At 67.4% G+C, this 24,650-nt stretch carries 19 protein-coding genes; 11 read left to right on the top strand and 8 right to left on the bottom strand.

Annotation, left to right across the window (positions count from 1 at the left end; translation table 11 throughout):
* Positions 1–64: 64 nt before the first annotated feature.
* Positions 65–2,389, bottom strand: a complete 2,325-nt coding sequence (cofH, locus tag ACILR9_RS15050) for a 5-amino-6-(D-ribitylamino)uracil--L-tyrosine 4-hydroxyphenyl transferase CofH (protein WP_395710755.1) — start codon at positions 2,387–2,389, stop codon at positions 65–67.
* 146 nt (positions 2,390–2,535) lie between these two features.
* On the opposite strand from cofH, the gene ACILR9_RS15045 reads away from it, so the two are divergent.
* Positions 2,536–3,489 carry a TIGR03619 family F420-dependent LLM class oxidoreductase gene (locus ACILR9_RS15045; RefSeq protein WP_395710754.1) on the top strand — a complete coding sequence of 318 codons (954 nt, stop codon included), beginning with the start codon at positions 2,536–2,538 and terminating at the stop codon, positions 3,487–3,489.
* 123 nt (positions 3,490–3,612) lie between these two features.
* Here the strand turns inward: ACILR9_RS15045 and ACILR9_RS15040 are convergent, their stop codons facing one another.
* The 4 genes from ACILR9_RS15040 to gnd all read right to left on the bottom strand — a co-directional run bounded on the left by ACILR9_RS15040 (position 3,613) and on the right by gnd (position 7,495).
* Positions 3,613–4,464: an LLM class F420-dependent oxidoreductase gene (locus tag ACILR9_RS15040; protein WP_395710753.1), complete on the bottom strand. Its 852-nt coding sequence runs from the start codon at positions 4,462–4,464 to the stop codon at positions 3,613–3,615.
* Between the two features lie 220 nt (positions 4,465–4,684).
* On the bottom strand, positions 4,685–5,629 hold the full coding sequence (locus ACILR9_RS15035) for an LLM class flavin-dependent oxidoreductase (protein ID WP_395710752.1): 945 nt from the start codon (positions 5,627–5,629) through the stop codon (positions 4,685–4,687).
* A complete protein-coding gene (locus ACILR9_RS15030; protein ID WP_395710751.1) occupies positions 5,626–6,474 on the bottom strand; it encodes an LLM class F420-dependent oxidoreductase in 849 nt (282 codons plus the stop codon). The genes ACILR9_RS15035 and ACILR9_RS15030 overlap by 4 nt, the downstream gene beginning before the upstream one ends.
* Positions 6,475–6,511: 37 nt before the next feature.
* Entirely contained in the window at positions 6,512–7,495 is a 984-nt protein-coding gene (gene gnd, locus ACILR9_RS15025; RefSeq protein WP_395710750.1) for a phosphogluconate dehydrogenase (NAD(+)-dependent, decarboxylating), read from the bottom strand.
* A gap of 86 nt (positions 7,496–7,581) precedes the next feature.
* Here gnd and ACILR9_RS15020 point away from each other — a divergent pair, with 86 nt between their 5' ends.
* Positions 7,582–8,442, top strand: coding sequence for a TIGR03620 family F420-dependent LLM class oxidoreductase (locus ACILR9_RS15020; RefSeq protein WP_395710749.1), 861 nt, complete (start codon positions 7,582–7,584; stop codon positions 8,440–8,442).
* Between the two features lie 176 nt (positions 8,443–8,618).
* Positions 8,619–9,689 (top strand): LLM class flavin-dependent oxidoreductase, encoded by a 1,071-nt coding sequence (locus ACILR9_RS15015; RefSeq protein ID WP_395710748.1) that lies wholly within the window; start codon positions 8,619–8,621, stop codon positions 9,687–9,689.
* A gap of 354 nt (positions 9,690–10,043) precedes the next feature.
* Here ACILR9_RS15015 and ACILR9_RS15010 read toward each other — a convergent pair whose 3' ends face one another.
* Together ACILR9_RS15010 and ACILR9_RS15005 are read right to left on the bottom strand one after the other, a co-directional pair.
* On the bottom strand, positions 10,044–10,925 hold the full coding sequence (locus ACILR9_RS15010) for an LLM class F420-dependent oxidoreductase (RefSeq protein ID WP_395710747.1): 882 nt from the start codon (positions 10,923–10,925) through the stop codon (positions 10,044–10,046).
* A 145-nt stretch (positions 10,926–11,070) separates the two neighbouring features.
* Positions 11,071–11,937 (bottom strand): oxaloacetate decarboxylase, encoded by an 867-nt coding sequence (locus tag ACILR9_RS15005; protein ID WP_395710746.1) that lies wholly within the window; start codon positions 11,935–11,937, stop codon positions 11,071–11,073.
* A 433-nt stretch (positions 11,938–12,370) separates the two neighbouring features.
* Here ACILR9_RS15005 and ACILR9_RS15000 point away from each other — a divergent pair, with 433 nt between their 5' ends.
* Together ACILR9_RS15000 and ACILR9_RS14995 are read left to right on the top strand one after the other, a co-directional pair.
* Positions 12,371–13,828: a coniferyl aldehyde dehydrogenase gene (locus ACILR9_RS15000; RefSeq protein WP_395710778.1), complete on the top strand. Its 1,458-nt coding sequence runs from the start codon at positions 12,371–12,373 to the stop codon at positions 13,826–13,828.
* 196 nt (positions 13,829–14,024) lie between these two features.
* Positions 14,025–15,542 (top strand): NAD(P)H-dependent oxidoreductase, encoded by a 1,518-nt coding sequence (locus ACILR9_RS14995; protein ID WP_395710745.1) that lies wholly within the window; start codon positions 14,025–14,027, stop codon positions 15,540–15,542.
* Here ACILR9_RS14995 and ACILR9_RS14990 read toward each other — a convergent pair.
* On the bottom strand, positions 15,486–15,905 hold the full coding sequence (locus ACILR9_RS14990) for a hypothetical protein (RefSeq protein WP_395710744.1): 420 nt from the start codon (positions 15,903–15,905) through the stop codon (positions 15,486–15,488). The two genes, ACILR9_RS14995 and ACILR9_RS14990, sit on opposite strands and share 57 nt — an antisense overlap.
* A gap of 90 nt (positions 15,906–15,995) precedes the next feature.
* Between ACILR9_RS14990 and ACILR9_RS14985 the strand changes: the two genes are divergently transcribed.
* The 6 genes from ACILR9_RS14985 (at position 15,996) to ACILR9_RS14960 (ending at position 24,647) form a co-directional block, all read left to right on the top strand.
* The gene (locus ACILR9_RS14985) at positions 15,996–18,344 is read left to right on the top strand and encodes a CaiB/BaiF CoA transferase family protein (RefSeq protein WP_395710743.1); all 2,349 of its coding nucleotides are present in this window, start codon (positions 15,996–15,998) and stop codon (positions 18,342–18,344) included.
* Positions 18,345–18,489: 145 nt separating this feature from the next.
* On the top strand, positions 18,490–19,494 hold the full coding sequence (locus ACILR9_RS14980) for an ABC transporter ATP-binding protein (RefSeq protein ID WP_395710742.1): 1,005 nt from the start codon (positions 18,490–18,492) through the stop codon (positions 19,492–19,494).
* Positions 19,491–20,474, top strand: coding sequence for an ABC transporter ATP-binding protein (locus ACILR9_RS14975; protein WP_395710741.1), 984 nt, complete (start codon positions 19,491–19,493; stop codon positions 20,472–20,474). The genes ACILR9_RS14980 and ACILR9_RS14975 overlap by 4 nt, the downstream gene beginning before the upstream one ends.
* Positions 20,471–22,009 (top strand): ABC transporter substrate-binding protein, encoded by a 1,539-nt coding sequence (locus ACILR9_RS14970; protein WP_395710740.1) that lies wholly within the window; start codon positions 20,471–20,473, stop codon positions 22,007–22,009. The genes ACILR9_RS14975 and ACILR9_RS14970 overlap by 4 nt, the downstream gene beginning before the upstream one ends.
* 149 nt (positions 22,010–22,158) lie before the next feature.
* Positions 22,159–23,688: an ABC transporter substrate-binding protein gene (locus ACILR9_RS14965; protein WP_395710739.1), complete on the top strand. Its 1,530-nt coding sequence runs from the start codon at positions 22,159–22,161 to the stop codon at positions 23,686–23,688.
* The gene (locus ACILR9_RS14960) at positions 23,688–24,647 is read left to right on the top strand and encodes an ABC transporter permease (protein ID WP_395710738.1); all 960 of its coding nucleotides are present in this window, start codon (positions 23,688–23,690) and stop codon (positions 24,645–24,647) included. Before ACILR9_RS14965 ends, ACILR9_RS14960 begins: the two co-directional genes overlap by 1 nt.
* Positions 24,648–24,650 lie beyond the last annotated feature (3 nt).

Raw genomic sequence — 24,650 nt, 5'->3', positions numbered from 1 at the left:
GGGCTTTCGACCCCTCCGTCCGCGAAGACGCGGACACCTCCCCACTTCGTGGGGAGGAGAAGAGTTACGCCATCACCTTCTTGCGCGGCGGGGTCAGCACGATCGGCGCCAAATCCTCGGCCACGAACGACGCGGCGCGGCGTTCCTCATCGACCGGGCGGTAGAGCGTGTCGCGCTGTTGCGGCACGCGGCCGATCGAGTGGATCAGCTTCTCCATCGCGTCGGGCGGGAATTCCTGGCCGTGCTGGGTGCCGGCGGCGCGCGAGATGCTCTCGTTCATCAAGGTGCCGCCGAGATCGTTGGCGCCGGACTGCAGGCAGATGGCGGCGCCGGCCGGGCCCATCTTCACCCACGAGGTCTGGATGTTGGTGATCGCCGGATGTAGCACCAGCCGCGCGACCGAATGCATGATCACGGCCTCGCGGAAGGTCGGCCCGCGGCGCGCCCGGCCCTGGCGGTACATCGGCGCTTCCATGTGAACGAAGGGCAGCGGCACGAACTCGGTGAAGCCGCCGGTCTCGACCTGCAGGTCACGCAGCGCCAGCAGATGACGCGCCCACGCCAGCGAGGACTCGACATGCCCGTACATGATGGTCGAGGTGGTGCGCAGGCCGAGCTTGTGCGCGGCACGCTGCACGTCGAGCCATTGCGCCGTGTTGATCTTGTCGGGGCAGATGATGGCGCGGACCTCGTCGTCGAGGATCTCGGCCGCCGTGCCGGGCAGGGTGCCGAGGCCCGCTTCCTTGAGCTTGGCCAGGAAGTCGGGGATCGGCGTCTGCAAGGTCGCCGCGCCCTGCGTCACCTCGAGCGGCGAGAAGGCATGGATGTGCATGCCCGGCACCGCCTGCTTGATGGTGCGGCAGATCGCTTCGTAGGTCTCGCCGGTATAGTCGGGATGGATGCCGCCTTGCAGGCAGACCTCGGTGGCGCCGCGCTGCCATGCCTCGACGGCGCGCCGCGCCACTTCCTCGAGCGCCAGGTCATAGGGCGCGCCGCGCAGATCCTCGTGCGTGCGCCCCTTGGAGAAGGCGCAGAAGCGGCAGCGGAAGTAGCAGATGTTGGTGTAGTTGATGTTGCGGTTGACGACGTAGCGGATGACGTCGCCGCTCACCGCCTGGCGCAGCGCATCGGCGGCGCCGGTGACGTGGCGATAGTCGACGTCGCGCGCCGCGAACAGCTGCATGATCTCCGGCGGATCGAGACGCTGGCCGCCGCTCGCCCGCTCGACAAGTCGGGCGATGCCGGCATCGACGGCGCCCAGCCGCAGGCGTGGCGCCGGCGGCGGCTCGGTGTTGCCGGGCGCCCAATCGTCCTCGCGGGCATAGCCTTCGGCATCGCTCATGCGGCGCACGCGTATCGCCACCTCGGGCGCCAGCCAGACATCGGGCGCACGCACGTAGGACGGATAGACGGCCAGGCGATTGACCAGGACCTTGCCCATCTCCGAGCTCATCCGCGCCAGCTCCTCGATGGCGGGCCACGGCGCCTCGGGATTGACGTGATCGGGCGTCACCGGCGAGACGCCGCCCCAGTCGTTGAGGCCGGCATCGACCAGGCGCGGATAGACGCCGGGCGACAGGTTGGGCGGCGCCTGGATGTTCATGTCCGGCCCGAGGATGCGGCGGGCCGTGGCGATGGTCCACAGCAGGTCTTCCAGATCGGGCTCCTCGGCGTCCGCCCACTTGGTGTCGGGCTTGGCGCGGAAGTTCTGCACGATCACTTCCTGGATGTGGCCGTAGCGGTCGTGCAGCCTGGCGATCGCCTCCAGCGCCGCGACGCGCTCCTCGCGCATCTCGCCGATGCCGATCAGGATGCCGGTCGTGAACGGCACCTTGAGCTCGCCGGCCAGGCGGATGGTTTCGAGCCGCACCGCCGGATGCTTGTCGGGCGAGCCGAAGTGAACGCCGCCCTTCTCGCACAACCGCTCGCTGGTCGATTCGAGCATGATACCCTGGCTCGCCGAGACCTCGCGCAGGGCGGCGATCTCCTCGCGCGTCATCACGCCGGGATTGGCGTGCGGCAGCAGGCTGGTCTCGCGCAGCACCAGATCGCACATGGCGGTGAGGTAGCTGATCGTCGTCGGATGGCCGAGCGCCACCAGCGCGTCGCGCGCCGCGCCGTAGCGCAGCTCGGGCTTGTCGCCCAACGTGAACAGCGCCTCGGTGCAACCGGCCGCCTGGCCGGCGCGGGCGATCGCCAGCACGTCGTCGGGAGAGAGGTAGGCCGGCTTGCCGGGCTGGGGACGCTCGGCGAAGGTGCAGTAGTGGCAGACGTCGCGGCAGAGGTGGGTCAGCGGAATGAACACCTTGCGCGAATACGAGACGAGGCGCCCGTGGCCGCGATCACGCAGCCGGGCCGCACCTGCCATCAGCTCGGAAAGCTCCGTCATGCCCCAACCCTCTGCCAGCAACGCCAAACGGTAACGCCAATCGGACGCCACCTTCGGGCGCCAATCGGGTCGACGATAGCGACATTCGCGGCCCGCCGCATCGTGTACTATGCCGGCCATAACCGTAGCATCCTGGGGGGATACATATGCAGTTCGGCTTCAATGCGCCAACCGCCGGACCGTTGGCGGAAACAGGGCAGCTGACCCGCCTGGTCGTGGAAGGCGAGGCGCTCGGCTACGATTACGCCACCTTCAGCGACCATGTCGTTATCCCTACCGACATCCATGCCATTTATCCCTACAGCTCATCTGGTGAATTCCCCGCCGGCGCGCGTGCCGAGCGCCACGAGCAGCTGATCGAGGTCGCCTACGTTGCCGCCAAGACCCAGCGACTGCGCCTGGTGCTCTCGGTCATGGTGGTGCCGCATCGCCCCGCGGTGCTGACCGCCAAGATGCTGTCGACCATCGACGTGCTGTCGGGCGGCCGCCTGGTGGTGGGCATCGGCGCCGGCTGGATGAAGGAGGAGTTCGAGGCGATCGGCGCGCCCGATTTCGCAGCGCGCGGCAAGGTCACCGACGAGTACCTGAAAGCTTTCGTCGAGCTGTGGACCAAGGAGCAGCCGAAATTCGCCGGCGACCATGTCCGCTTCGACAACATCGTGCTGGCGCCCAAGCCGGTGCAGAAGCCCTATCCGCCGATCTGGGTCGGCGGCGAGAGCGGCCCGGCCCTGCGGCGCACCGCCACGCTGGGCGATGCCTGGTATCCGATCGGCACCAATCCCGCCTTCCCGCTCGATTCGCTGGCGCGCTTCAAGGCCGGCGTCGCCAAGCTGCGCGCGTTGACCGAGAAGGCCGGCCGCAAGGCCGATGCCGTCGGCCTGGCGCTGCGCTGCACGGCGTACGGCGAGAGCATTCCCGCCACCGCCGGCGACGGCGAGCGCCGGCTGTTCTCGGGCAAGAATGCCGACATCGCCGCCGACATCCGCGCGCTCGAGGAGATGGGCGTCAGCCATCTCGACGTCGGCTTCGCCGGCAGCACGGTGGACGCCATGCTGGCCGAGATGCAGCGCTTCAAGAAGGACGTGCTGGCGCTGGTTTGATCAGATTCCTCCCCAGCTTCGCTGGGGAGGTGTCGGCGTAATCGCCGACGGAGGGGTCAGAGGCCTCCTCACGTGACTCATGACCCCTCCGTCCGCAGCTTCGCTGGGGAGGAAGAAGAATCGCTAAGCCACCTTCGGGATCAGCTTCGCCCAACGGTCGAGCTCGGGGAGGATGACGTCGGCCTTGGCGGATTCGAGGCTGATGATGACGCGCTCGACGCCTTCGTCCTGGTCGCGCTTCAGCTCGCTCTCGTCCTCCGTGGAGTTCCAGATCGAGAGCGGCAGGGTCGCGAGATCACGATTGGCAGCCTTGGCCATCTCGCGGAACTTCGGGAACAGCGCTCTCACGTCGGAATAGGCAGCGCGTGCGCGCAGCGGCATCCAGCCGTCGCCGTAGCGGATGGCGCGCCGCGCGCCGTAGGGGAAGGCGCCGCCGACCAGGATCGGCGGATAGGGCTTCTGCGCCGGCTTGGGCCAGGTCATCATGGCGTCGAACTTCACCATGTCACCGTGATACTCGGCCTTCGACTTGGTCCAGATCACCTTCATCGCCTCGATGCGCTCGCGCACCAGCTTGTGGCGCGACTCGAAGTTGGTGCCGTGATTCTCCATCTCGTCCTGGTTCCAGCCGTTGCCGACGCCGAACAGGAAGCGGCCATTCGACAGCTGATCGATCGACGACACCAGCTTGGCGGTCTGGATCGGGTCGCGCTGATTGACCAGGCAGACGCCGGTCCCGACCTTCAGCTTCGTGGTGACCGCAGCGGCCGCCATCAGCGACACGAACGGATCCATCGCGTCGTAGTACTTCTTCGGCAGATCGCCGCCGCCCGGAAACGCCGACTTGCGCGTCAGCGGGATGTGCGAGTGCTCGGGCGCCCACACCGAGTCGAAACCGCGCTCCTCCAGCGCCTTGCCCAGCTCGCCGGGAGACATGGAGTAGTCGGTGAAGAACATTGCCGCGCCGATATGCATGATTTCCCCTCTTTAGAGTTCGTCTGTTCGTTCCATCCTACCGTCATGCCGAAAGGTTGTGCCCATTTCGGCGCTTCTAATTCTCCTCCCCAAGCGCAGCTTGGGGAGGTGTCGCCGTCTTCGGCGACGGAGGGGTCATGAGCAGCGAGACTGAGGCTCATGACCCCTCCGCCCCGTATGACGGGGCACCTCCCAAGCTTCGCTGGGGAGGAGATGATCGCTAGTGCGCCTTGGCCTTCTTCGGCCAGCGCGCCTCGACCATGGGAATCACCTTGTCGATCAGGCGCCGCGTCTGGTCGAGGATCGCCTCGCCGTCACGGCCGATCGGCCGCAGGATGAATTTCTCGACGCCGACATCGACATACTCGGCGACCCGGTCGATGATCGTGTGCTCGTCGCCGACCGCGAAGTAGCCTGCCGATTTGCGGCCGGTGCGCTTGGTGTAGGCGGCCACCGCCACCGCCACGATCTTGTCGTCGGCCGAGCCGAAATAGAACGGGAAGCCCGCGCCGTAATGATCCTCGTCGATCGAGCGGCCGGCCTCGGCCGTCGCCTGCTTGATGGCGGCAACGACCTTGCCGGCATCGGCGGGCATCTCGCCACCCGCCTGCCAGCCGGTGCCGTAGCGCGCCGTGCGCCTGATCGCCGCCTCCGACGAGCCGCCGATCCACATCGGCAGGTCGGGCTGCGCCGGCTTGGGCGAGATCGACGCGCCTTCGAGCCGGTAGTGCGTGCCGGCATAGTCAACGCTGTCCTCGCGCCACAGCCGGGTGATGATCTCCAGCGCCTCGTCGGTGCGCCTGCCGCGGGTGCGCGTGTCGATGTTGAGCGCCTGCCATTCGGGGCCGAGCGGGCTGCCGATGCCGAAGGCCGGCAGCAGGCGGCCTTCCGACAGCACGTCGATGGTGGCGCACTGCTTGGCGAGCAGGATCGGGTCGCGCAATGCGAGCGACACCACGTTCATGCCGAAGCGCAGCCGGCGCGTGCGGCCGGCCAGCGCCGCCATCACCGCCATGCATTCGAGGATCGGCTGCGTGCTCACCAGCCGATCGGTCTGCCATATCGAATCGATGCCGCCCGCTTCGCAGAGATCGACCCAGCGCCAGTAGTCCCCCGTGCTGGCGAAGGGGAACTCCGTCAGACCGACGCCGACGGCGACGCTCATGCCGCCGCACCCACCTTGACGAGCGGCGCGATCGTATCGAGATGGCGCAGGATCTCGTCGCGGCTGAGATCGGGAATGGCCAGCAGCGCGTCCTGGATGCCGGCCTTCTGGTAACTCGCCAGCACCTTGGCGTCGTTGGGCGCGCCGAACACGTTGATGGTGAGAGTCGAGAAGTCGCGCTTGCGGCTGTCGGCCATGCGACGCAGGCGATCGACGCCCTGGACCGGATCGAAACCGCGCGGCCGGGGGAACCAGCCGTCGCAATAATCGACGACGCGGCGCAGCGTGTAGTCGGTCTCGCCGCCCAGCAGGATGGGCGGATGCGGCTTCTGCGCCGGCTTGGGCCACGACCACACCGGATCGAACTTGACGAACTCGCCGTGATACGACGCCTCGTCCTCGGTCCACAGCGCCTTCATGGCGAGCACGTACTCGCGCATCATCTTGAAGCGCGTGTCGTAGGTTGCGCCGTGATTCTCCATCTCATCGACATTCCAGCCGCCGCCGATGCCGAACACGAAGCGGCCCCCCGAGAGCTGGTCGAGCGAGGCGATCGCCTTGGCGGTGACGATCGGCTCGTGCTGCGGCACCAGGCAGATGCCGGTGCCGACGATCAGTTTCCTGGTCACCGCCGCGGCGAAGGCGAGGCCGACGAACGGATCGTGCGTGTGCGCGTAGCGCTTGGGCAGCTCGCCGCCGCCTGGAAACGGCGTCTTGCGGCTCACCGGGATGTGGGTGTGCTCGGGCACGTAGAGCGACGCGAAGCCGCGATCCTCGAGGGCGCGGCCGAGCTCGGACAGGTCGATGCCGTAATCGGTCGGAAAATAGAAAACGCCTACACGCATCAGGAAACCCTCCTCGTCTATTTCTTCGGCGCTTCGACTATTTCTTCGGCGCCTCGACATGACCGCCGAAGCCCAGCCGCATGGCCGACAGGATCTTCTCGGCAAACGTATGGTCCTGGCGCGAGCGGAAGCGCACGAACAGCGAGGCGGCGAGCACGTCGGCCGGCACTGCCTCCTCGATCGCCGCCTCGATCGTCCAGCGGCCCTCGCCGCTGTCCTCGACGCTTCCCGAGAAATGCTCGAGCGCGCCGTCCTTGGCGAGCGCGCTCGACGTCAGGTCGAGCAGCCACGACGTCACCACGCTGCCGCGCCGCCACACCTCGGCGATGTCCGCCAGGTTGAGATCGTAGCGCTCGTCGGCCGGCAGCCTCTCCGAGGCGCGATGCTTCATGATGTCGAAACCCTCGGCGAAGGCCTGCATCATGCCGTACTCGATGCCGTTATGGATCATCTTGACGAAATGGCCGGCGCCCACAGGGCCGGCATGGATGTACCCCTGCTCGGCACGCGGATCGAGTTTTTCCCGGCCCTCCGTGCGCTCGATGGTGCCGAGGCCCGGCGCCAAGGCCGAGAAAATCGGGTCGAGGCGCTTCACCGCCTCGGCATCGCCGCCGATCATCAGGCAGTAACCGCGCGCCAGTCCCCACACGCCACCCGATGTGCCGACGTCGAGATAGTGGATGCCCTTGGGTTTCAGCTCGCGGGCGCGCCGCACGTCGTCCTTGAAGTTGGTGTTGCCGCCATCGATGATGACGTCGCCCGCCTTCATCAGGGAGGCGAGCTCGGCGATCGTCTGCTCGGTGATCTTGCCCGCCGGCAGCATCACCCACACGGCGCGCGGGCCGTCCTTCAGGGCCTCGACCAGCGCGGGGACCGAGGCGGCGGCGACAGCCCCTTCCTTGGCGAGCGCCGCACCGGGAGCCGGATTGGCATCGTAGACGATGCAGCTGTGCCCCGCCCGGGTCAGGCGCCGCACGATATTTCCACCCATCCGCCCGAGGCCGATGACGCCGATCTGCATGTGCCGTCCATTTCCTGATGTAGCTGCGCTGCCCACTTTAGTGTGACAATGTCCCGGTCACAACGAAGCGACGGGAGTTCACGGCCATGACCTTGGGACGGCTGGGCGTATGGTATTCGACCGACAAGCTGAACAGCACGCAACTGGGCGATCTCGTCGGCACCGTGGAGAAGCTGGGATATTCGGCACTGTGGTATCCCGAATCGCGCGGCTACGAATCGCTGTCGCTGGCCGGTTACCTCCTGTCGAAGAGCAGCAAGCTCATGGTCGGCAGCTCGATCGCCAACATCTATGCGCGCGATTCCTATACCGCGCGGCGAGGCATGGTTTCGCTGAACGACTTCTACGGCGGGCGCTTCATCCTCGGTCTGGGCGTCAGCCACATCCCCATGGTCGAAGGCCTGCGCGGCCATCGCTACGACAAGCCGATCCCGGCGATGCGCGCCTATCTGGAAGGCATTCACAAGGATCTGCCGGCAGCGGACGAAGCGCCTGTCGTGGTCGCGGCCCTCGGCCCCAAGATGCTGGAGCTGAGCGCCGCCAAGTCGCGCGGCGCGGTGCCCTACAACGTGACGCCCAGGCATACGGCGAAGGCCGCCGCCATCCTCGGCCCCAACAAATGGCTGGCTGTCGAGCAGAAGGTGACCCTGGAGAGCGAACCGGCGAAGGCCCGCGCGCTCGGCCGCAAGGAGCTGGCGCGCTACATGATCCTGCCCAACTACCGCAACAACTGGTTGCGCGACGGCTTCAGCGAGGCCGATCTGGCCGACGGCGGCAGCGACCGCTTCATCGACGCCATGGTGCTGTGGGGCGACGCGGCGGCGATCCGCAAAGGCCTGCGCGCCCATTTCGAAGCCGGCGCCACCCACGTCTGCCTGCAGCCGGTCCACGCCGACGGCGACTTCGCCGCGCGCGACCGCATGCTGAAGGAGCTGGCGGATACTTGAGCGCACATGGAAAAGGAAAGGTCCCCTCGCTGCGCTCGGGATGACAGCGTTACTCGTGGCGAGCGCCAAACCAATGGTGTCATCCCGAGCAAGGCGCTTGCGAAGCAAGTGCCGTACGCGAGGGACCTTTTCATGGTGCCTGATCCAAAAAAACATAGACCATAGGGAGTAGCATCATGGATTTCGGCATCGCGCTGCCCACGGCTGCCGATTCGTGGAAGGTCGTGCAGCGTGCCGAGGAGCTCGGCTTCACGCACGCCTGGTTCTACGACACCCAGATGTTGAGCGCCGACTGCTTCGTCGCCATGGGTGCGGCGGCGGTCAAGACGACACGCATCCGCCTCGGGACCGGCGTCCTGGTGCCGTCGAACCGCATCGCGCCGGTCACGGCCAATGCGCTGGCGACGCTCAACCAGCTGGCGCCGGGCCGCATCGATTTCGGTGTCGGCACGGGCTTCACGGCGCGCCGCGCGATGGGCTTCGGGGCGATCAAGGTCAAGGACATGGAAGCCCACATCCACCAGGTCTACGGTCTGCTGCGCGGCGAGATCGTCGATTTCGAGATGGAGGGCGAGACCAAGAAGATCCGCTTCCTCAATCCCGAGCTGCCGCTGTTCAACACCAGGGATCCGATCGCGCTCCACCTTTCCGCCTTCGGCCCGCGCACGCGCGCGCTGACGGCGAAGCTCAAGGCGGGCTGGATCGATTTCGTCGGCAAGGTCGAGAACGGCATCCGCGAGGTCGAGGCGATGCGCGATGCCTGGAGCAAGGCCGGCCATGCCATGGGCGATCTGCAGGCGACGGCTTTCGCCCTCGGTTGCGTGCTGAAGGACGGCGAGCCGGCGGACTCCGACCGCGCCATGGCGCAGGCCGGCCCGCGCGCCGCGGTGATGCTGCATCGCGCCGCCGACGAGGCGCTGGCCGGGCTGGCGCCCGGCGTCACCATGGTCGCCAAGACGCGGCCGGAGATTCAGGGCTACATCGAGCTCGCCCGCAACTTCGAGCCCAAGGACGCGCCCTACATCGCGAACCACCGCGGCCACCTGATGTTCGTGAAGCCCGAGGAGAAGCGCTTCATCACCGCCGACCTGATTCGCGAGACGTCGTTCGCGGCAAGCGAAGTCGAGATCAAGCAGCGCATCGAGGCGCTGCGCGGCGCGGGCTACACGCAGTTCACCATCCAGCTGGTGCCCGGGCATGAGGAGGCGCTGGCCGACTGGGCCCGTATCCGCAAGGCGTTTGGCTAAGGCCCCCTCCCCAGCTTCGCTGGGGAGGTGTCGAGTCATACGCGACGGAGGGGTCACGAGTCATGGCCGGGAGCGCGCCATGGAGAGCCTGTGAACTTATCGCTCGGATGCGCATCTCTCATGTCATCCTGAGCGCAGCGAAGGATCTCATCGCCAGAAGTTTCATCGCCCACTCGTAGCAGTGGCGATGAGGTCCTTCGCTGCGCTCAGGACGACAAGACTGCGCCACGTCGGCGGAGTAACCTCCGCCTTGGCGCGCTCCCGGGCCATGACCCCTCCGTCCGCGTCGGCATTTTGGCCGCGCAGCGGCCAAAAGCCTGTGGACGAGGACACCTCCCGAAGCTGGGGAGGAGGTTAGGCCCCCGCAAACGGGCGGATCACCGTTTCGCCGAAGCGCATCAGGCTTTCCTCGAGGCTCGGCAGGAAGGGACCAACCGGAACGACGATGCGGTTGACGCCGCGGCGGGCGCGTTCCTCGACGGCGGCCTGCGGCTCGACGGTCGAGCCGGGCAGCAGGTCGGGGCAGCCGGCGAACAGCTCGATCTCACCCGGGTCGCGGCCGGCCTCAGCGGCGGCGCGGCGGGCCACGTCGTACAGCGGCATCGGGTCGACGCTCGAGCCGATCGACGGGAAGAAGCCGTCGCCCAGCCGGCCGGCTCTGCGCGCCGCCGCCTCGGTATGGCCGCCGACGATGATCGGCACGCGGCCGGCCGGCTTGGGATTGCAGCTCACCTCGCGGAAGTTCACGAACTCGCCCGCAAAGCTCGCGCCGTCCGCCGCCCACAACGCTCTCATGGCGGCAACATACTCGTCAGCGCGCTTGCCGCGCTTGGCGAACGGCACGCCGACCGCCTCGAATTCTTCCTTCAGCCAACCGACGCCGATGCCGAGCTCGAACCGGCCATTGCTCATGTAGTCGAGCGTCGCCACCTGCTTGGCGAGAATCAGCGGATTGCGCTGCGGCAGGATGATGACGCCGGTGAGGAACTTTAGCCGCGAGGTGACGGCGGCGGCGCAGGCGATCCAGATCAGCGGATCGGGAAAGGCACCCCCGCGGCCGACCGGCAACCGGCCACTCGGCCCGTAGGGATAGACCGAGGTGTAGTTGTCGGGAAAGACAACGTGGTCGACGGCAAGCAACGTATCGAAGCCCGCCGCCTCGGCGAGCCGCGCCACGCGCGTGGCGCCGGCCAGATCCGGGAAAGTGTTGTTGCCGAAATGCAGGGCGAATTTCATGGTGCTGCGGGCGTGCCACTTAAGGCGGAGTAATCTCCGCCGACGTGGTGCGTCTCCTCTGCGATCCGGAAGGGTCGCGCCACAACGGCAGCGTTTGCTCCGCCGCCAGTGGCGCGCGCCCGGCGATGGGTCATCGGTCGGCGCATCATCGGCCGGCCAGCACGAACGGCTTGGCGTGGCTGTCGTAGTCGCCGTAGCCCAGGATGCCGCGCAGCTCGGGCGGCGGCAGCGCGCTCTTGGCCTCGGACTCGCCAGCCTTCAAGGCAGCCAGGCCGGCCTTCATACCGGCGGCAGCGGGCGACAGCATGCCGGTCGGGAAGGTGCCGATCTTGAAGCCCAGCTTCTCCGCTTCCTTCTGGCTCGGCGTGGCGCGCGGCGCGCCGGGCGACAGGACGACGAAGCTCGGCTTGCCCTTCGCCGCGGCGATGGCGCGATGGATCTCGCCGTCGTCGGCCGGCGAATCGAGGAACAGGATATCGGCCCCTTCCTCGACATACATCTCGATGCGCGCCACCGCCTCGTCGATGCCCTGGGTAGGCCGGCAGTCGGTACGCGCCAGGATGAGGATCCCCGAATCCTTCGCCGCCTCGACGGCGGCCCGGATCTTCATGCGCGCCTCGTCGCGCGGCAGGCACGGCTTGCCGGCCGAGGTGAGCGCACGTGGCGTGATCTTGTCCTCGATCAGCACGGCAGCGGCGCCGGCCCGACCGTAGGCGCGCACCGTGCGCTGCACGTTCATGGCGTTGCCGTAACCGTGGTCGCCATCGGCCAGCACCAGCAGGTCGGGTGCGGCGCCATGCACCATCTGGAACGAATCGAACATCTCGCCGAACGACAGGAGATCGAGGTCCGGCCCGCCGAGCCGGCTCGCCGCGACGCAGGAACCCGACAGGAACGCCGTCTTGAACCCGGCACCCGCCGTCAGCTTTGCGGTCAGGCCATCCCACACCGCCGGCATCACGACAAAGCCGGGCTCGGCCAGCAGGGCACGCAAACGGTCAGGGTTGGTCATGGGCGAATCCTCGGAAGTTGTTGGTCGTGTCGGACGATAGGCCGCGACCCGCGCGCCGTGAAGGGCCGATCGTCTTCGCAGGCAGCGCTGTCGGTCCGCATATCCCGGCTCGCGCGCAGGCATTCGCATAGGCCAGAAATGGCGTCATGCCGACCGCAGTCGAGTCCCTCGAGTTCCTCGGGATAAACTCCGCGAGGCGTAGTGGAGAGGCCTTTCTTCTCGCAGCATCAGCAGGAAAGGCCCTCGACTGCGCCGCCTAGGGCGCTGTAACCAGCGCCTCATCGGGCGGCTCCGCTCGGGATGACGCATTTTTTGCGAAAGGCGAATGCCCTGGCTGGCGTCAGGCTACGCCGAATGGTGCTTCGTGGCCTATTGTGCGGCCACAGTCTTTGAACTGTTCGCCCGCCGGTCGGGCGGACGCCAGGAGAAGCCGATGCCGTCCAGCCCATCCCCCGCCGCCACTGCCATCGCCGCCGAGCTGAACGGAGTCCTGTCGCGACAGAAGGCGGCGCAGCTCCGGGAGGGCAGCCCGTCCGCGGCAATACGCGCCGACCGGCTGGACCGTTGCATTGCCCTTCTGGTCGATCATCGCGAGGCGATCGAGTCGGCGCTCGACGCCGATTTCGGCGCACGTTCGCGCGCTGCGACGGCGTTCGGCGACGTCGCCTCGTCGATCGCTCCCCTCAAGCACGCGCGTGCGCATCTCGCGCGCTGGATGCGGAGCGAGCGGCGGCCAACCACGCCGCCGATTGCGCGCCTGCTGGGCGCGCGGGCCGAGATCCGTTACCAGCCCAAGGGCGTCGTGGGCGTGATCAGCCCGTGGAACTTTCCTGTCAATCTCACCTTCGCCCCGCTCTCAGGCGTGTTGGCTGCGGGCAATCGCGCAATGGTCAAGCCATCGGAAACGACGCCGGAGACGTCGGAACTCCTCAAGCGCATGATCACCAAGGCATTCGACCCCGAGGAGATCGCCGTCGTCACGGGCGGACCGGATGTCGGTCAGGCATTCGCGGGCCTCGCCTTCGATCACCTGGTCTTCACCGGCGCCACGGCGATCGGCCGCCACGTCATGCGCGCGGCGGCGGAGAACCTGGTGCCGCTGACCCTCGAGCTGGGCGGCAAGAGCCCCGTGGTGATCGGCCGCTCGGCCGACCTCGGCGTGGCCGCCGCGCGCATCATGAACGGCAAGACCTTCAACGCGGGCCAGGTCTGCCTCGCCCCTGACTACGTGCTGGCGCCGGCCGATCGCATCGGCGCCTTCGTCGAGGCGGCGCGCCTCGCGGTCGCGCGCATGTTCCCGACGCTGCGCGACAATCCCGACGTCACGGCGATCGTGTCCGACCGCCATCTTGCGCGGCTCGCGGCCCATGTCGAGGACGCCCGTGCAAAGGGCGCCAAGATCGTCGAGATCAATCCGGCAGGCGAGGACCTGGTGCAGCAACCCCATCGCCGCATGGCGCCGACCCTGATCCTCGATCCGACGGACGACATGACGGTCATGCAGGAGGAAGTGTTTGGCCCGCTGCTGCCGGTGAAGCGCTATCAGAACCTCGACGACGCCATCGCCTACATCAACGCCCATCCGCGGCCGCTCGGCCTGTACTATTTCGGCACCGAGGAGGCCGAGCGCGACCACGTGCTGGGCCGCACCATCTCGGGCGGCGTGACCGTGAACGACGTCGTGATGCATGTCGCGCAGGAGGACCTGCCCTTCGGCGGCATCGGCCCTGCCGGCATGGGCGCCTATCACGGCCGCGATGGCTTCCTGGAGTTCAGCCATCGCAGGTCGGTCTATCACCAGATCGGCCGGGAGATCGGCCCTCTGCGCATGCTGCGCCCGCCCTTCGGTCCGCTCCTCATGAAGTTCCTGGCGGCGCGGATCAAGCGCTGACGCGCGACTCATGCTCTTCCGGACCGCGGGCGTCGCGCCCGCTCATGAATCTGAGCGGGCGGGACGCCCGCGGTCCGGAGGAGCATGAGCACCACGCGCGTGACGGGGTCCTCACCGGAACGTGAGACGCGACGTCGTTCTCCGGACTCTTTATCGCGGCGATGATCCGGCTCCGATCCTGTCGAGGAGCCTCGTGATGAGTCTCAAGGTCCTGCTCATCCTCGGCCATCCGCGGCGCGGCAGTTTCTGCGAGGCGCTCGCCGATGCTTATGCGGCAGGCGCCGAGGCAGCCGGCGCCGACCTGCGCCGCCTGTCCCTGGCCGACCGCGGCTTCGAGCCCGATGTCCTCGAGCTCTCGCCGCGCGACCAGGAGCGAGAGCCCGCCATCGCCGAAGCCATGGACCTCGTCGCCTGGGCCGAGCACCTGGTCTTCGTCTTTCCTACCTGGTGGGGCACCATGCCGGCCTGCCTGAAGGGCTTCCTTGATCGCGTGCTCATGCCCGGTTTCGCTTTCGAGGGCCGCGACGACGGCGAAGGTTGGGACAAGCTGCTCATCGGCAAGAGCGCCCATCTGCTGACCACCATGGATACCCCGCCTTTCGTCTACCGCCACATCTATCGCGCGCCCGGCCTGAACGCGCTCAGCCGTGCCACCCTGGGCTTCTGCGGCGTGACGCCGGTGCGCAGCACCATCTTCGGTCCCGTCAAGCCCGCCAGCGCCAGCCAGCGCGCCGGGTGGATCGACGACGCGCACCGCGAAGGCCTCTGCCTGCGCGAGGGCGCGCTGACGCCCGGCCAGCGTGTGCGTGGGACTCTTGCCGCCTGGTTCAGGAGCTTCCGGCTGCAGTTCCATCCCATGGCATGGGCTGCCTATGCGATGGGCGCCGCCGGGGCTGCGCAGGCGACCGGAAAAGTCTCTTGGCTCGCCTTCTGGCTCGGCCTCGCCTGCCTGTTCTCGCTCGAGCTCGCGACCGTCTTCACCAATGACCGCTTCGACTTCGAGAGCGACTTGCGCAACCGTCATCACGGCCCCTTCACCGGCGGCTCGCGCGTGCTGGTCGACGGCAGCATCGACCTCGCAAACCTGCATGTCGCGGCGCTGATCGCGCTCGGCGCCTTCGCCGCGACAGGCCTCACGTTGGCCACCATCGTCTCGCCGCTCCCCAGCCTGGTCATCCTGGCCGCTCTCGGCGTGCTGGCGATCGGCTACACAGTGCCGCCGTTGAAACTCTGCTGGCGCGGCCTGGGCGAGATCGATGTCGGCGTGACTCACAGTCTTGGCGTCATCCTGTGCGGCTACGCTTTCCAGGGCGGCGCCTGGACAAATCCCTGGCCCTGGCTGGTCGCCGTGCCGTTGTTCTTCGCCATCCTGCCGGCCATCACCCTATCGGGCATCCCCGACTATTCGGCCGATCGCGCCGTCGGCAAAGGCACCATCGCCGTGCGCCTGGGTCCGCGCATCGCCGTCCGGCTTGCCCAGGCGACCACGGCAGTGGCGGCAGTGACGGCGGTTGCCCTGCTGCCGCGCCTGATCAGCGCCAGCCTCCTGGAAGCGATCCTGCTCCTGATCGTGCCCTACGCCATCGTGCAGATCCTGCTGCTGGAACGCTACCTGCAGCGCCGCCTCGAGCCGCGCCGCATCGACGGGCTGATGGCGCTAGCGCTCACCTACATCGTGTTCTTCGTCGCCATCCCGCTCTGGGTGCTGGTGTGAGCGAGCGCGAGCGCACCGCGCTGACGGCACGAGGCCTCGCCAACATGCTCTTCGTCTTCTGGACCGCGGGCGTCCCGCCCCGCTCGGAGTCATGAGCGGGCGGGACGCCGCGGCGATCGCGTTGTCACGCGCCTCGCCGCGGCCGATCTTGCCGTTCATGGCGAGGCTGCGCGTCTGGGTCTCCATGGTCGACTGCAATGTGTCCGACGTCGGCCTGGCTGCCATCACCGCGGCGTAGATCTGCTTGCCGTCCGGCGTCAGGTTGGCGGCACAGGCATTGGCCGCCGCCACGTCGGCATGGGCCAGCGTCGCCACGCCCATCGTCGCGAGAGCTCCCATCGCCACCAGCACCTTCGTCATCATCTCCTTTCCTCCCCTGCTAGGCATCGCCTGTCGATGTCTCATGATGGCTCAACCACTTCAACAGTGACCCCTCTATGCTACCAGTCAGGGATGTCAAAGACGCGCCTTTCCGCCTTTCGCGTGATCGAGCTCGGTTCCCTTGCGGCCGGTGCCTATGCCGCCCGCCTGTTCGCCGATTTCGGCGCCGAGGTGATCAAGGTCGAGCCGGTCGCCGGCGATCCCGGCCGATCCTTTCCCCCTCTGGTCGATGGCACGAGCGGCTGGTTCGCCTATCTGAACTTCGGCAAGAAAAGCGTGACGGCCGACACGGTCGCCCTCGACCAGCTTCTCGCCGGCGCCGACGTGCTGATCGATTCGTCGGGCAGCGATCATGCCGCCGCTCATTCCCATCTCGTCGCCATCGACCTGTCATGGTTCGGGCAGTCGGGTCCCTATCGCGACTTCAAGACCACCGATGCGGTGTGCCGCGCGCTCGCCGGATTCGTCCAGCTGATCGGTCCCGAGACGGGCCCGCCGCTCACCCTGCCCGACTACCAGTCGGCGATCATGGGCGGTCTCGGCGCTTTCATCCCGGCGATGGCGACGCTGCTCGGGCGCCAAAGCCGTCGCTACGACGTCAGCGTGCACGAGGCGACCATCGCGCTCGCCGAGTATCAGGCGATAGAGGCGTGGGCCACCGGCGTGCCGCAGAAGCGCTGGGGCTTCAACCGCTTCACGCCGACCTACCCGATGGGCGTCTATCGTTGCAAGGAAGGCTGGATCGGCATCACCATCGTGACGCCGGCGCAATGGAAGTCGTTCTGCGACCTCATGGGCATGCCCGATCTCGGCCGCCATCCACAGCACGTCATGGGTCCGGAGCGGCTGGCGCGCGCCGATGCGCTGGAGGCGCGCTTCATTCCGCGCTTCCTCGACCGCACCGCCGAGGAATGGTTCGCCGCCGCCCTGGAGCTGCGCCTGCCCTTCGCCATCGTTCCGGACATGGAGCAGGTGCTGACCTGGCCGGTGTTCCGCGATCGTAAGGCCATCGTGCCTATCGCCATGGAAGAAAGGACGGTCGAGGCGCCCGGCTCGCCGTTCCATCTGACGCGCACACCGGCCAATTTCGGTGGCACCGTCCCGAAGCCCGGCGAGCACAATGGCCGCATCGCCGCGCGCAGTGAGGCGCCTCGAACGACAAGTCGCACGGCGCGACCGTTGGAGAGGCTGCGCATCGTCGATCTGTCGATGGGCTGGGCTGGCCCGGTGTGCACGCGCAATCTCGCCGATCTCGGCGCCGACGTGATCAAGATCGAGGCCTGCGGCTATCCCGACTGGTGGCGCGGCGTCGACAATCGCGCCGAGACGGTCGCCCAGCGCCTCTACGAGAAATCATCACGATTCAACATCATGAATCGCGGCAAGCGGGCGATCACCCTCGACCTCACCGTGCCCGACGGCGTGGCACTCGCCAAGGCGCTTATCAAGGACGCCGATGCGGTGATCGAGAACTATTCCGCCGAGGTCCTGCGCAAGTTCGGGCTCGACTACACCGAGCTGGCCAAGGTGAACCCGTCGCTGGTCATGGTGTCGATGGCCGCATTCGGCGCCACCGGGCCATGGCGGGAAACACGCGCCTACGGCTCGACGCTGGAGCAGGGCTCCGGCCTGCCGAGAGTCGGCGGCCGCGCCGACGATCCGCCGATGATGAATCATCTCGCCTACGGCGATGCGGTCGGCGGGCTGAATGCCTGCTCGGCCATGCTGATCGCCCTGCTGCATCGACGCGAGACGGGCGAGGGCCAGTTCATCGATCTGTCGCAAGTCCAGTGCATGCTGCCCTTCACGGCAGCCTGGGCGATCGAGCAGTCGGCCAATGGCCGCCTGGCGCCGCGGGCCGGCAATCGCCATCCGTTCTACGTGCCGCATGGCATCTTTCCGTCGGCCGGCGTCGACAGGTGGGTGTCGATCGCCGTCACCGACGACGCGATGTGGCAGTCGCTTGCCAGGATCATCGGCATCGATGATGACGCCCTCGTCATGGCAGCCGGACGCCGGGCGCAGGAAGATCGCATCGAGGCGGCAATCGCCGCGTGGACAGTGAGCCGTTCCTCCGACGATGCGATGACGATCCTGCAGCAAGCCGGTGTCGCGGCCGGCGCGGTGCGCCATCCGAAGGATCTGCTCGATGATCCGCATCTGGTCGCGCGCGGCTTCTGGCAATGGATCGAGCGTGCCTATGTCGGGCGTCATCCGCAGCCGTCCCCGCCTTATCGCGACGCGCCCACTCCCATCGCAGTGCGAACGCCGGCCGCGACTCTCGGCGAATACAATGAGCAGGTGCTGGGCGGCTTGCTCGGACTCTCGCAGGTCGAGCTTGAACGCCTCGCCCGCGACAACGTGATCGGCAAGGAAGCGCTGCCTCCCGCACAGCGCAAGGCGAGAGCGATGACGGGCTAAAACACCGAACCGACTCGTGTAAGCTCCGCCCTCGGGGCTTGTTGCTCAAGCTCTTCCGGACCGCGAGCGTCCCGCTCGCTGAGAATCATGAGCGAGCGAGACGCTCGCGGTCCGGAAGAGCTTGAGCCCTCAGGGAAGGAAACACGTGACGGCAGCGAATGCGGCGGCGCCGCTCCTGGATGTGCGGGGCCTCGGTATCCACTTCCGCACCGAGGCGGGCGAGGTGCAGGCGACACGCGACGTGACGTTCGCGGTTCGACCGGGCGAACGCGTCGGCATCGTCGGCGAATCGGGTTGCGGCAAGACCGTCACGGGCCTCTCGATTCTCGGCCTGCTGCCGCGGCGCTCGAGCCGGGTCACCGGCCAAATCCTGCTCGACGGGCGCGATCTCCTCACCCTGCCGGCGCGCGAGATGCGCAAGGTGCGTGGCCGGCAGATCAGCATGATCTTCCAGGAACCGATGAGCGCCCTCGATCCGGTGTTCACGATAGGCCATCAGATCGGCGAGACGCTGCGCGCGCACCGCGGCATGGCGAAGAAGGAGGCGCGCGAGCGCGCCATCGAAGCGCTCGCCCAGGTCGGCATTCCCCTGCCGGCGCGGCGCGTCGACGAGTATCCGCACCAGTTGTCCGGCGGCATGCGCCAGCGCGCGATGATCGCCATCGCGCTGGTCTGCGAGCCCAAGCTGCTGATCGCCGACGAACCGACGACGGCGCTCGACGTCACCATCCAGGCGCAGATCATCGACCTCCTGTTCGATCTCAGCAGCCGCACCGGCACCGCGCTGCTGTTCATCACCCACGATCTCGGCGTCATCGCCGAGACCTGCACGCGCATGCTGACCATGTATGCCGGCGAGGTGGTCGAGGATGCACCGGTCGACGCCGCGCTGGAGCGGCCGCGCCATCCCTACACGTCGGGCCTGCTGCGCTCGATCCCGCGGCTCAGCAAGCGCAAGACCACCCTGCCGTCGATTCCGGGCCGCGTGCCCTCGCTTGCCGACATGCCGGCCGGTTGCCGCTTCCGGCTGCGCTGCGCGCATGGCGCGCCGGAATGCACGGCGACGCAGACCCTCGTCGACGTGTCGGCCGAGCGGCGCGCCCGCTGCGTCCGTCAGGCGAGCCTCACCTTGCCCGGTGCCGTTGCATGAACGCGCTCGTCGAAGCGTCCGACCTCAAGGTGCACTTCGCCACCTCGGGCGGCTCGGAAACCGTCAAGGCGGTCGACGGCGTGAGCTTCGCCATGCGCCGCGGCGAGACGTTTGGCGTCATCGGCGAGTCCGGCTCGGGCAAGTCGACCCTTGGCCGTGCCGTCGTCTGCCTGCTGAAGCCGACCACCGGCACGCTCCGGCTCGAGAGCACCGATCCCTACACGCTGGGCGGCGCCGCGTTCCGCCGCAACCGCCGCGATTTCCAGATCGTCTTCCAGGATCCCAATGCTGCGCTCAATCCGCGCATGCGCATCCGCGAGAGCGTGCGCGAGCCGCTCGATATCCTGGGCGAGGGCACGCGTGCCGAACGCAACGCCCGAGCGGTGGCCGTGCTCGAACGCGTTGGCCTCAGTCGCGAGTTCGGCGAGCGCTATCCGCATGAGCTGTCGGGCGGCCAGAAGCAGCGCGTCAACATCGCCCGCATCCTGACGCTGCGGCCCAAGCTGGTGGTCTGCGACGAGGTGGTGGCGGCACTCGACGTGTCGATCCAGGCCGACATCCTCAACCTGTTCGCAGACCTGCAGCGCGAATTCGGCCTCACCTACCTGTTCATCACCCACGATCTCGGCGTGGTGAGCCACATCAGCGATCGCATCGCCGTGATGTATCTCGGCAAGTTCGTCGAGCTCGGCGATGCCGACGCGATCGCCGAGCGACCGTTGCATCCCTACACCGAGGCGCTGCTGTCGGCAGAGCCGGTGCCACTGCCCAGCCATTTGCGCACCGCCGAGCGCGTCACGCTCGAAGGCGAGATCCCGAGCCCGATCTCGCCGCCGTCGGGCTGCCGCTTTCGCACCCGCTGCCGCTTCGCCAAGGACGTCTGCAGCGCACAGGAACCGGCCTGGCGCGAGCTCGTGCCGGGCCGCTTCGTCGCCTGTCACTTCGCGGGCGAGGTCACGCAAAAAGGGAGGACACAATGAACACGACTCGTCGCTCGCTCGTCGCCGGAGCCATGGCGCTCGCCGCGGCCCGCCAGGCCTGGGCGCAAACCACGCCGAAACAGGGCACGCCGAAGAAAGGCGGCATCCTGAAGGTGTCGGCACCGACCAATCCGTCGAGCCTCGATCCGGCGACCGGCGGCTCCGGCCAGGACCATGCGTTCCTCTACCCGATCTTCGATACGCTGGTGGAGTTCGACTTCCCGACCCTGAAGGCGCTGCCCGGTCTCGCCGAGTCGTGGAAGTTCCCCGATGCCAAAACCCTGGTCCTGAACCTGCGATCGGGCGTGCAGTTCCACGACGGCACGCCGTTCGACGCCGAAGCCGTCAAGTTCAACCTGGAGCGCAACCGGACCGATGCGCGCTCGAGCATCAAGGCCGATCTCGCCACCGTCGACTCGATCGAGGTGACGGGGCCCCTGCAGGTCACCCTGAAGCTGAAGCAGCCCGATTCGGCGCTGCCGCTGATCCTGTCCGACCGCGCCGGCATGATGTGCTCGCCCAAGGCGGTGAAGGAGCTGGGCAAGGATCACGACCGCAAGCCGGTCGGCTCGGGCCCCTATCGCTGCACCGGCTGGAACGACAACGAGAAGGTGACCTACGTCCGCAACGACAAGTACTGGAAGGGACCATCGCTGCTCGACGGCATGGAATTCGCCGTCATCGCCGAGACCAACACCGGGTTGCGCTCGGTCGTCGCCGGCCAGAACGACTTCGTCTACTTCCTGTCGCCGCAGCAGAAGACGGTGATCGACCGCGCCAAGAACCTGACCGCGGTGACCGGCCCGACGCTCTACTGCGTGCAGATGTTCCTGAATTACGGCCGCGCGCCGCTCGACAGCCCCAAGATCAGGCTGGCCATCAATCACGCCATCGACCGCACCGTCTTCAGCAAGGCGACGATGGGTGGCCTGGCCGAGCCCGCCTGGATGGCGCTGCCCAGCGCGCACTGGGCGTACGACGCCAAGCTCGCCAACGGCTGGCCATACGATCCCGACAAGGCGAAGAAGCTGGTCGCCGAGGCCGGCTTCCCTAACGGCATCGACATGACCTTCCTCGGCTATTCCGACCAGAGAAGCCAGCAGCGCCAGGAGGTGCTGATGGAGCAGCTCGCCAAAGGCGGCATCCGCGTGAAATGGCAGACCGGCTCGATCCCCGAGATGAGCGCCGCCTTCTTCGCCGACAAGAAGGGCGAAGCGCTGCTGGCGGCGTGGACCGGACGGCCCGATCCCTCGCTCACCTACTCGCTGATGTTCGCCAAGGACTCGTACTACAACGCCGGCCGGACCGAAGCATCGCCCGAGCTCACCGCCGCCCTGCTGGAGACGCGCGCCAGCGAAGACCTCGAGGCGCGCAAGGCCGCCTTCGCCAAGGTGCAGAAGATCGTGGTCGACGCCGCCCTGGTGGTGCCGCTGGTCTTCCAGCTCGAGCTCGATGCCCACGTCGGCAAGGTCAAAGGCTACCGCCCGAACCTGTTGGGCAAGCCGCGCTTCGACGGCGTCTGGCTCGATGGGTGAGCACGAAAGCGAAAGGTCCCTCGCTGCGCTCGGGATGACAGCATTGTTGTCGCAAGCGACGGTATTGGTGTCATCCCGAGCGCAGCGAGGGACCTTTCGCGCTCTTGGTTGGCAGGCACGCCTTTGTCGGTTTTCATGAGGAGTAACCCATGCTGAAATTCCATCGCCGCGACTTCCTCGCCAGCACCGCCGGTCTCGCCCTCGTCGGCAGCGCGCTCGCGCAAGGCACACCCAAGAAGGGCGGCGTGCTGAAGGTGTCGGCCAATGCCAATCCGTCGAGCCTCGATCCGCAGACCGGCGGGTCCGGCTCGGACCATGCGTTCCTCTATCCGATCTTCGACACGCTGATCGATTTCGAGCCGACGACGCTGAAGGCCATCCCCGGTCTGGCCGAATCGTGGAGCAACCCGGACCCGAGGACCCTGCTGCTCAACATCCGGCCCGGCGTGACCTTCCATGACGGCACACCGCTCGATGCCGCAGCGGTGAAGGTCAACCTCGATCGGGCACGCAGCGATCCACGCTCCAACATCAAGGGCGATCTCGTCACCGTCGAAGGCGTCGAGGTGGCGGGGCCGCAGCAAGTGGCAATCAAGCTCAGGCAGCCCGACTCGGCGCTGCTGCTGATCCTGTCCGATCGCGCCGGCATGATGTCCTCGCCCAAGGCGATGCAGGAGCTGGGCAAGGACTACGACCGCAAGCCGGTCGGCGCCGGGCCAATGACGTTCGTGAGCTGGAACGACAACGAGAAGGTGAGTTACGTCCGCCACGACAAATACTGGAAGCAGGGACAGCCCTGGCTCGACGGGCTGGAGATGAACGTCATCCCCGAGATCAACACCGCGCTTCGGGCCGTCGTCGCCAACCAGAACGACTTCGTCTACTTCCTGTCGCCGCAGCAGAAGCCGTTGGTCGATCGTGCCAAGACCCTGGTCCCGGTGAGCGGTCCCACTCTCTATTGCGTGATGACCTTCCTCAATTTCGCCAAGCCGCCGCTCAACGACCTCAGGGTGCGGCAGGCCCTGAACTACGCCGTCGACCGCGAATCGTTTGCCAAGGCGACCATGGCCGGCCTGTCCGAGGTTGCCACCACGGTGCTGCCCAAGGCCCACTGGGCATTCGATCCGACCCTGGAGAGCTACTACAAGCACGATCCCGACAAGGCCAAGGCGCTGCTCGCCGAGGCCGGCCACAAGGACGGGCTCGAGCTGCACCTGATCGGCTACACCGACCAGCGCCAGCAGCAGCGCCAGGAGGTGCTGCAGGAGCAGCTGCGCAAGGTCGGCATCAAGCTGCGCTTCAGCACCTTCAACATCCCCGAGGGCAGCGCCGCCTTCTTTGCCAAGGCGGAAGGCAACGGGCTGCTGTCGCAATGGACCGGTCGCCCCGACCCCAGCCTCACCTTCACCCTGTTGTACGGCAAGGGCTCGTACTTCAACTCGGGCCGCGAAGAGGCGACGCCGGAGATCAGCGCCGCGCTCGCCGCCTCGCGCGCCAGCCCCGACCTCGGCGAGCGCAAGAAGGCCTTCTCCTTGCTGCAGCGCCTGGTGCTGGAGCAGGCGCTCTCGATGCCGCTGCTGTTCCAGTTCGAGCTCGATGCCCACAACGCCAGGGTCAAGGGATTCGGCCCCAACCTGCTGGGCAAGCCGCGCTTCGACGGCGTCTGGCTCGACAGCTGATGCTGACCAAGGATCGCCTGCGGCTGGTCGGCCGGCGCCTGGTGCAGGTGGCGCCGGTGATCGTGCTCGCGACGTTCGTCGTGTTCGGCCTGCAGCAGCTCGTGCCCGGCGACATCGCCGTCACCCTGGCCGGCGACAACGCCACCGACGCCCGCATTGCCGAGATCCGCAAGCTCTACGGGCTCGACCGGCCGTTCCTGGTGCAATACGGCACGTGGCTGTGGGACGCCCTGCACGGCGATCTCGGGCGATCCCTGCTCTCGGGCGAGGAGGTGCTGCAGTCGATCCTGCGGCGCTTCCCGATCTCGCTGCTGATCGTGTGCTGCGCGCTACTGCTGTCCCTTGCGATCGGCATACCGCTCGGCATCCTGGCGGCGACCCGGCCGGGCTCGCGCATCGACGGTTTCGTAACCAGCATCGCCTCGCTGGGCGTCGCCCTGCCGAATTTCTGGCTGGCGATGCTGCTGGTCGCCACCTTCGCCCTCAACTGGAACTTCTTCCCGGCCACCGGCGCGGTGCCGCTCTCGGCCGGCGTCGGCAAGGCGCTGCTGCATGCCGCCCTGCCGTCGATCGCCCTGGCGGCCGGCGGCGTCGCCGAGGTCGCCCGCCAACTGCGCAGCTCGCTGGTCGAGGTGCTGTCCTCGCAGTACGTGCGCACCCTGCACGCCAAGGGCCTGTCGCCGACTGCCATCCTGTGGAAGCACGGGCTGAAGAACGTCAGCGTCAACCTGCTGACGGTGATCGGCCTGATCTTCAATCGCCTGCTTGGCGCCACCGTGGTGATCGAGGCGGTGTTCGCCATTCCCGGCATCGGCAGCATGGTGGTGCACGCCGCCATCCATAAGGACTTCCCGGTGATCCAGGGCGTCGTGCTCGCCCTGGTGATGATCGTGATCGGCCTCAACCTGCTGATCGACGTGCTCTACACCGTGTTCGACCCGCGGGTTGGACGGAGATGAGGA

This window comes from Reyranella sp. (genome assembly GCF_044224635.1).
Taxonomy (GTDB): Bacteria; Pseudomonadota; Alphaproteobacteria; order Reyranellales; family Reyranellaceae; genus Reyranella.
The sequence above is the reverse complement of the archived record's forward strand: the minus strand, read 5'-3'. Positions and strand labels throughout refer to the sequence as shown.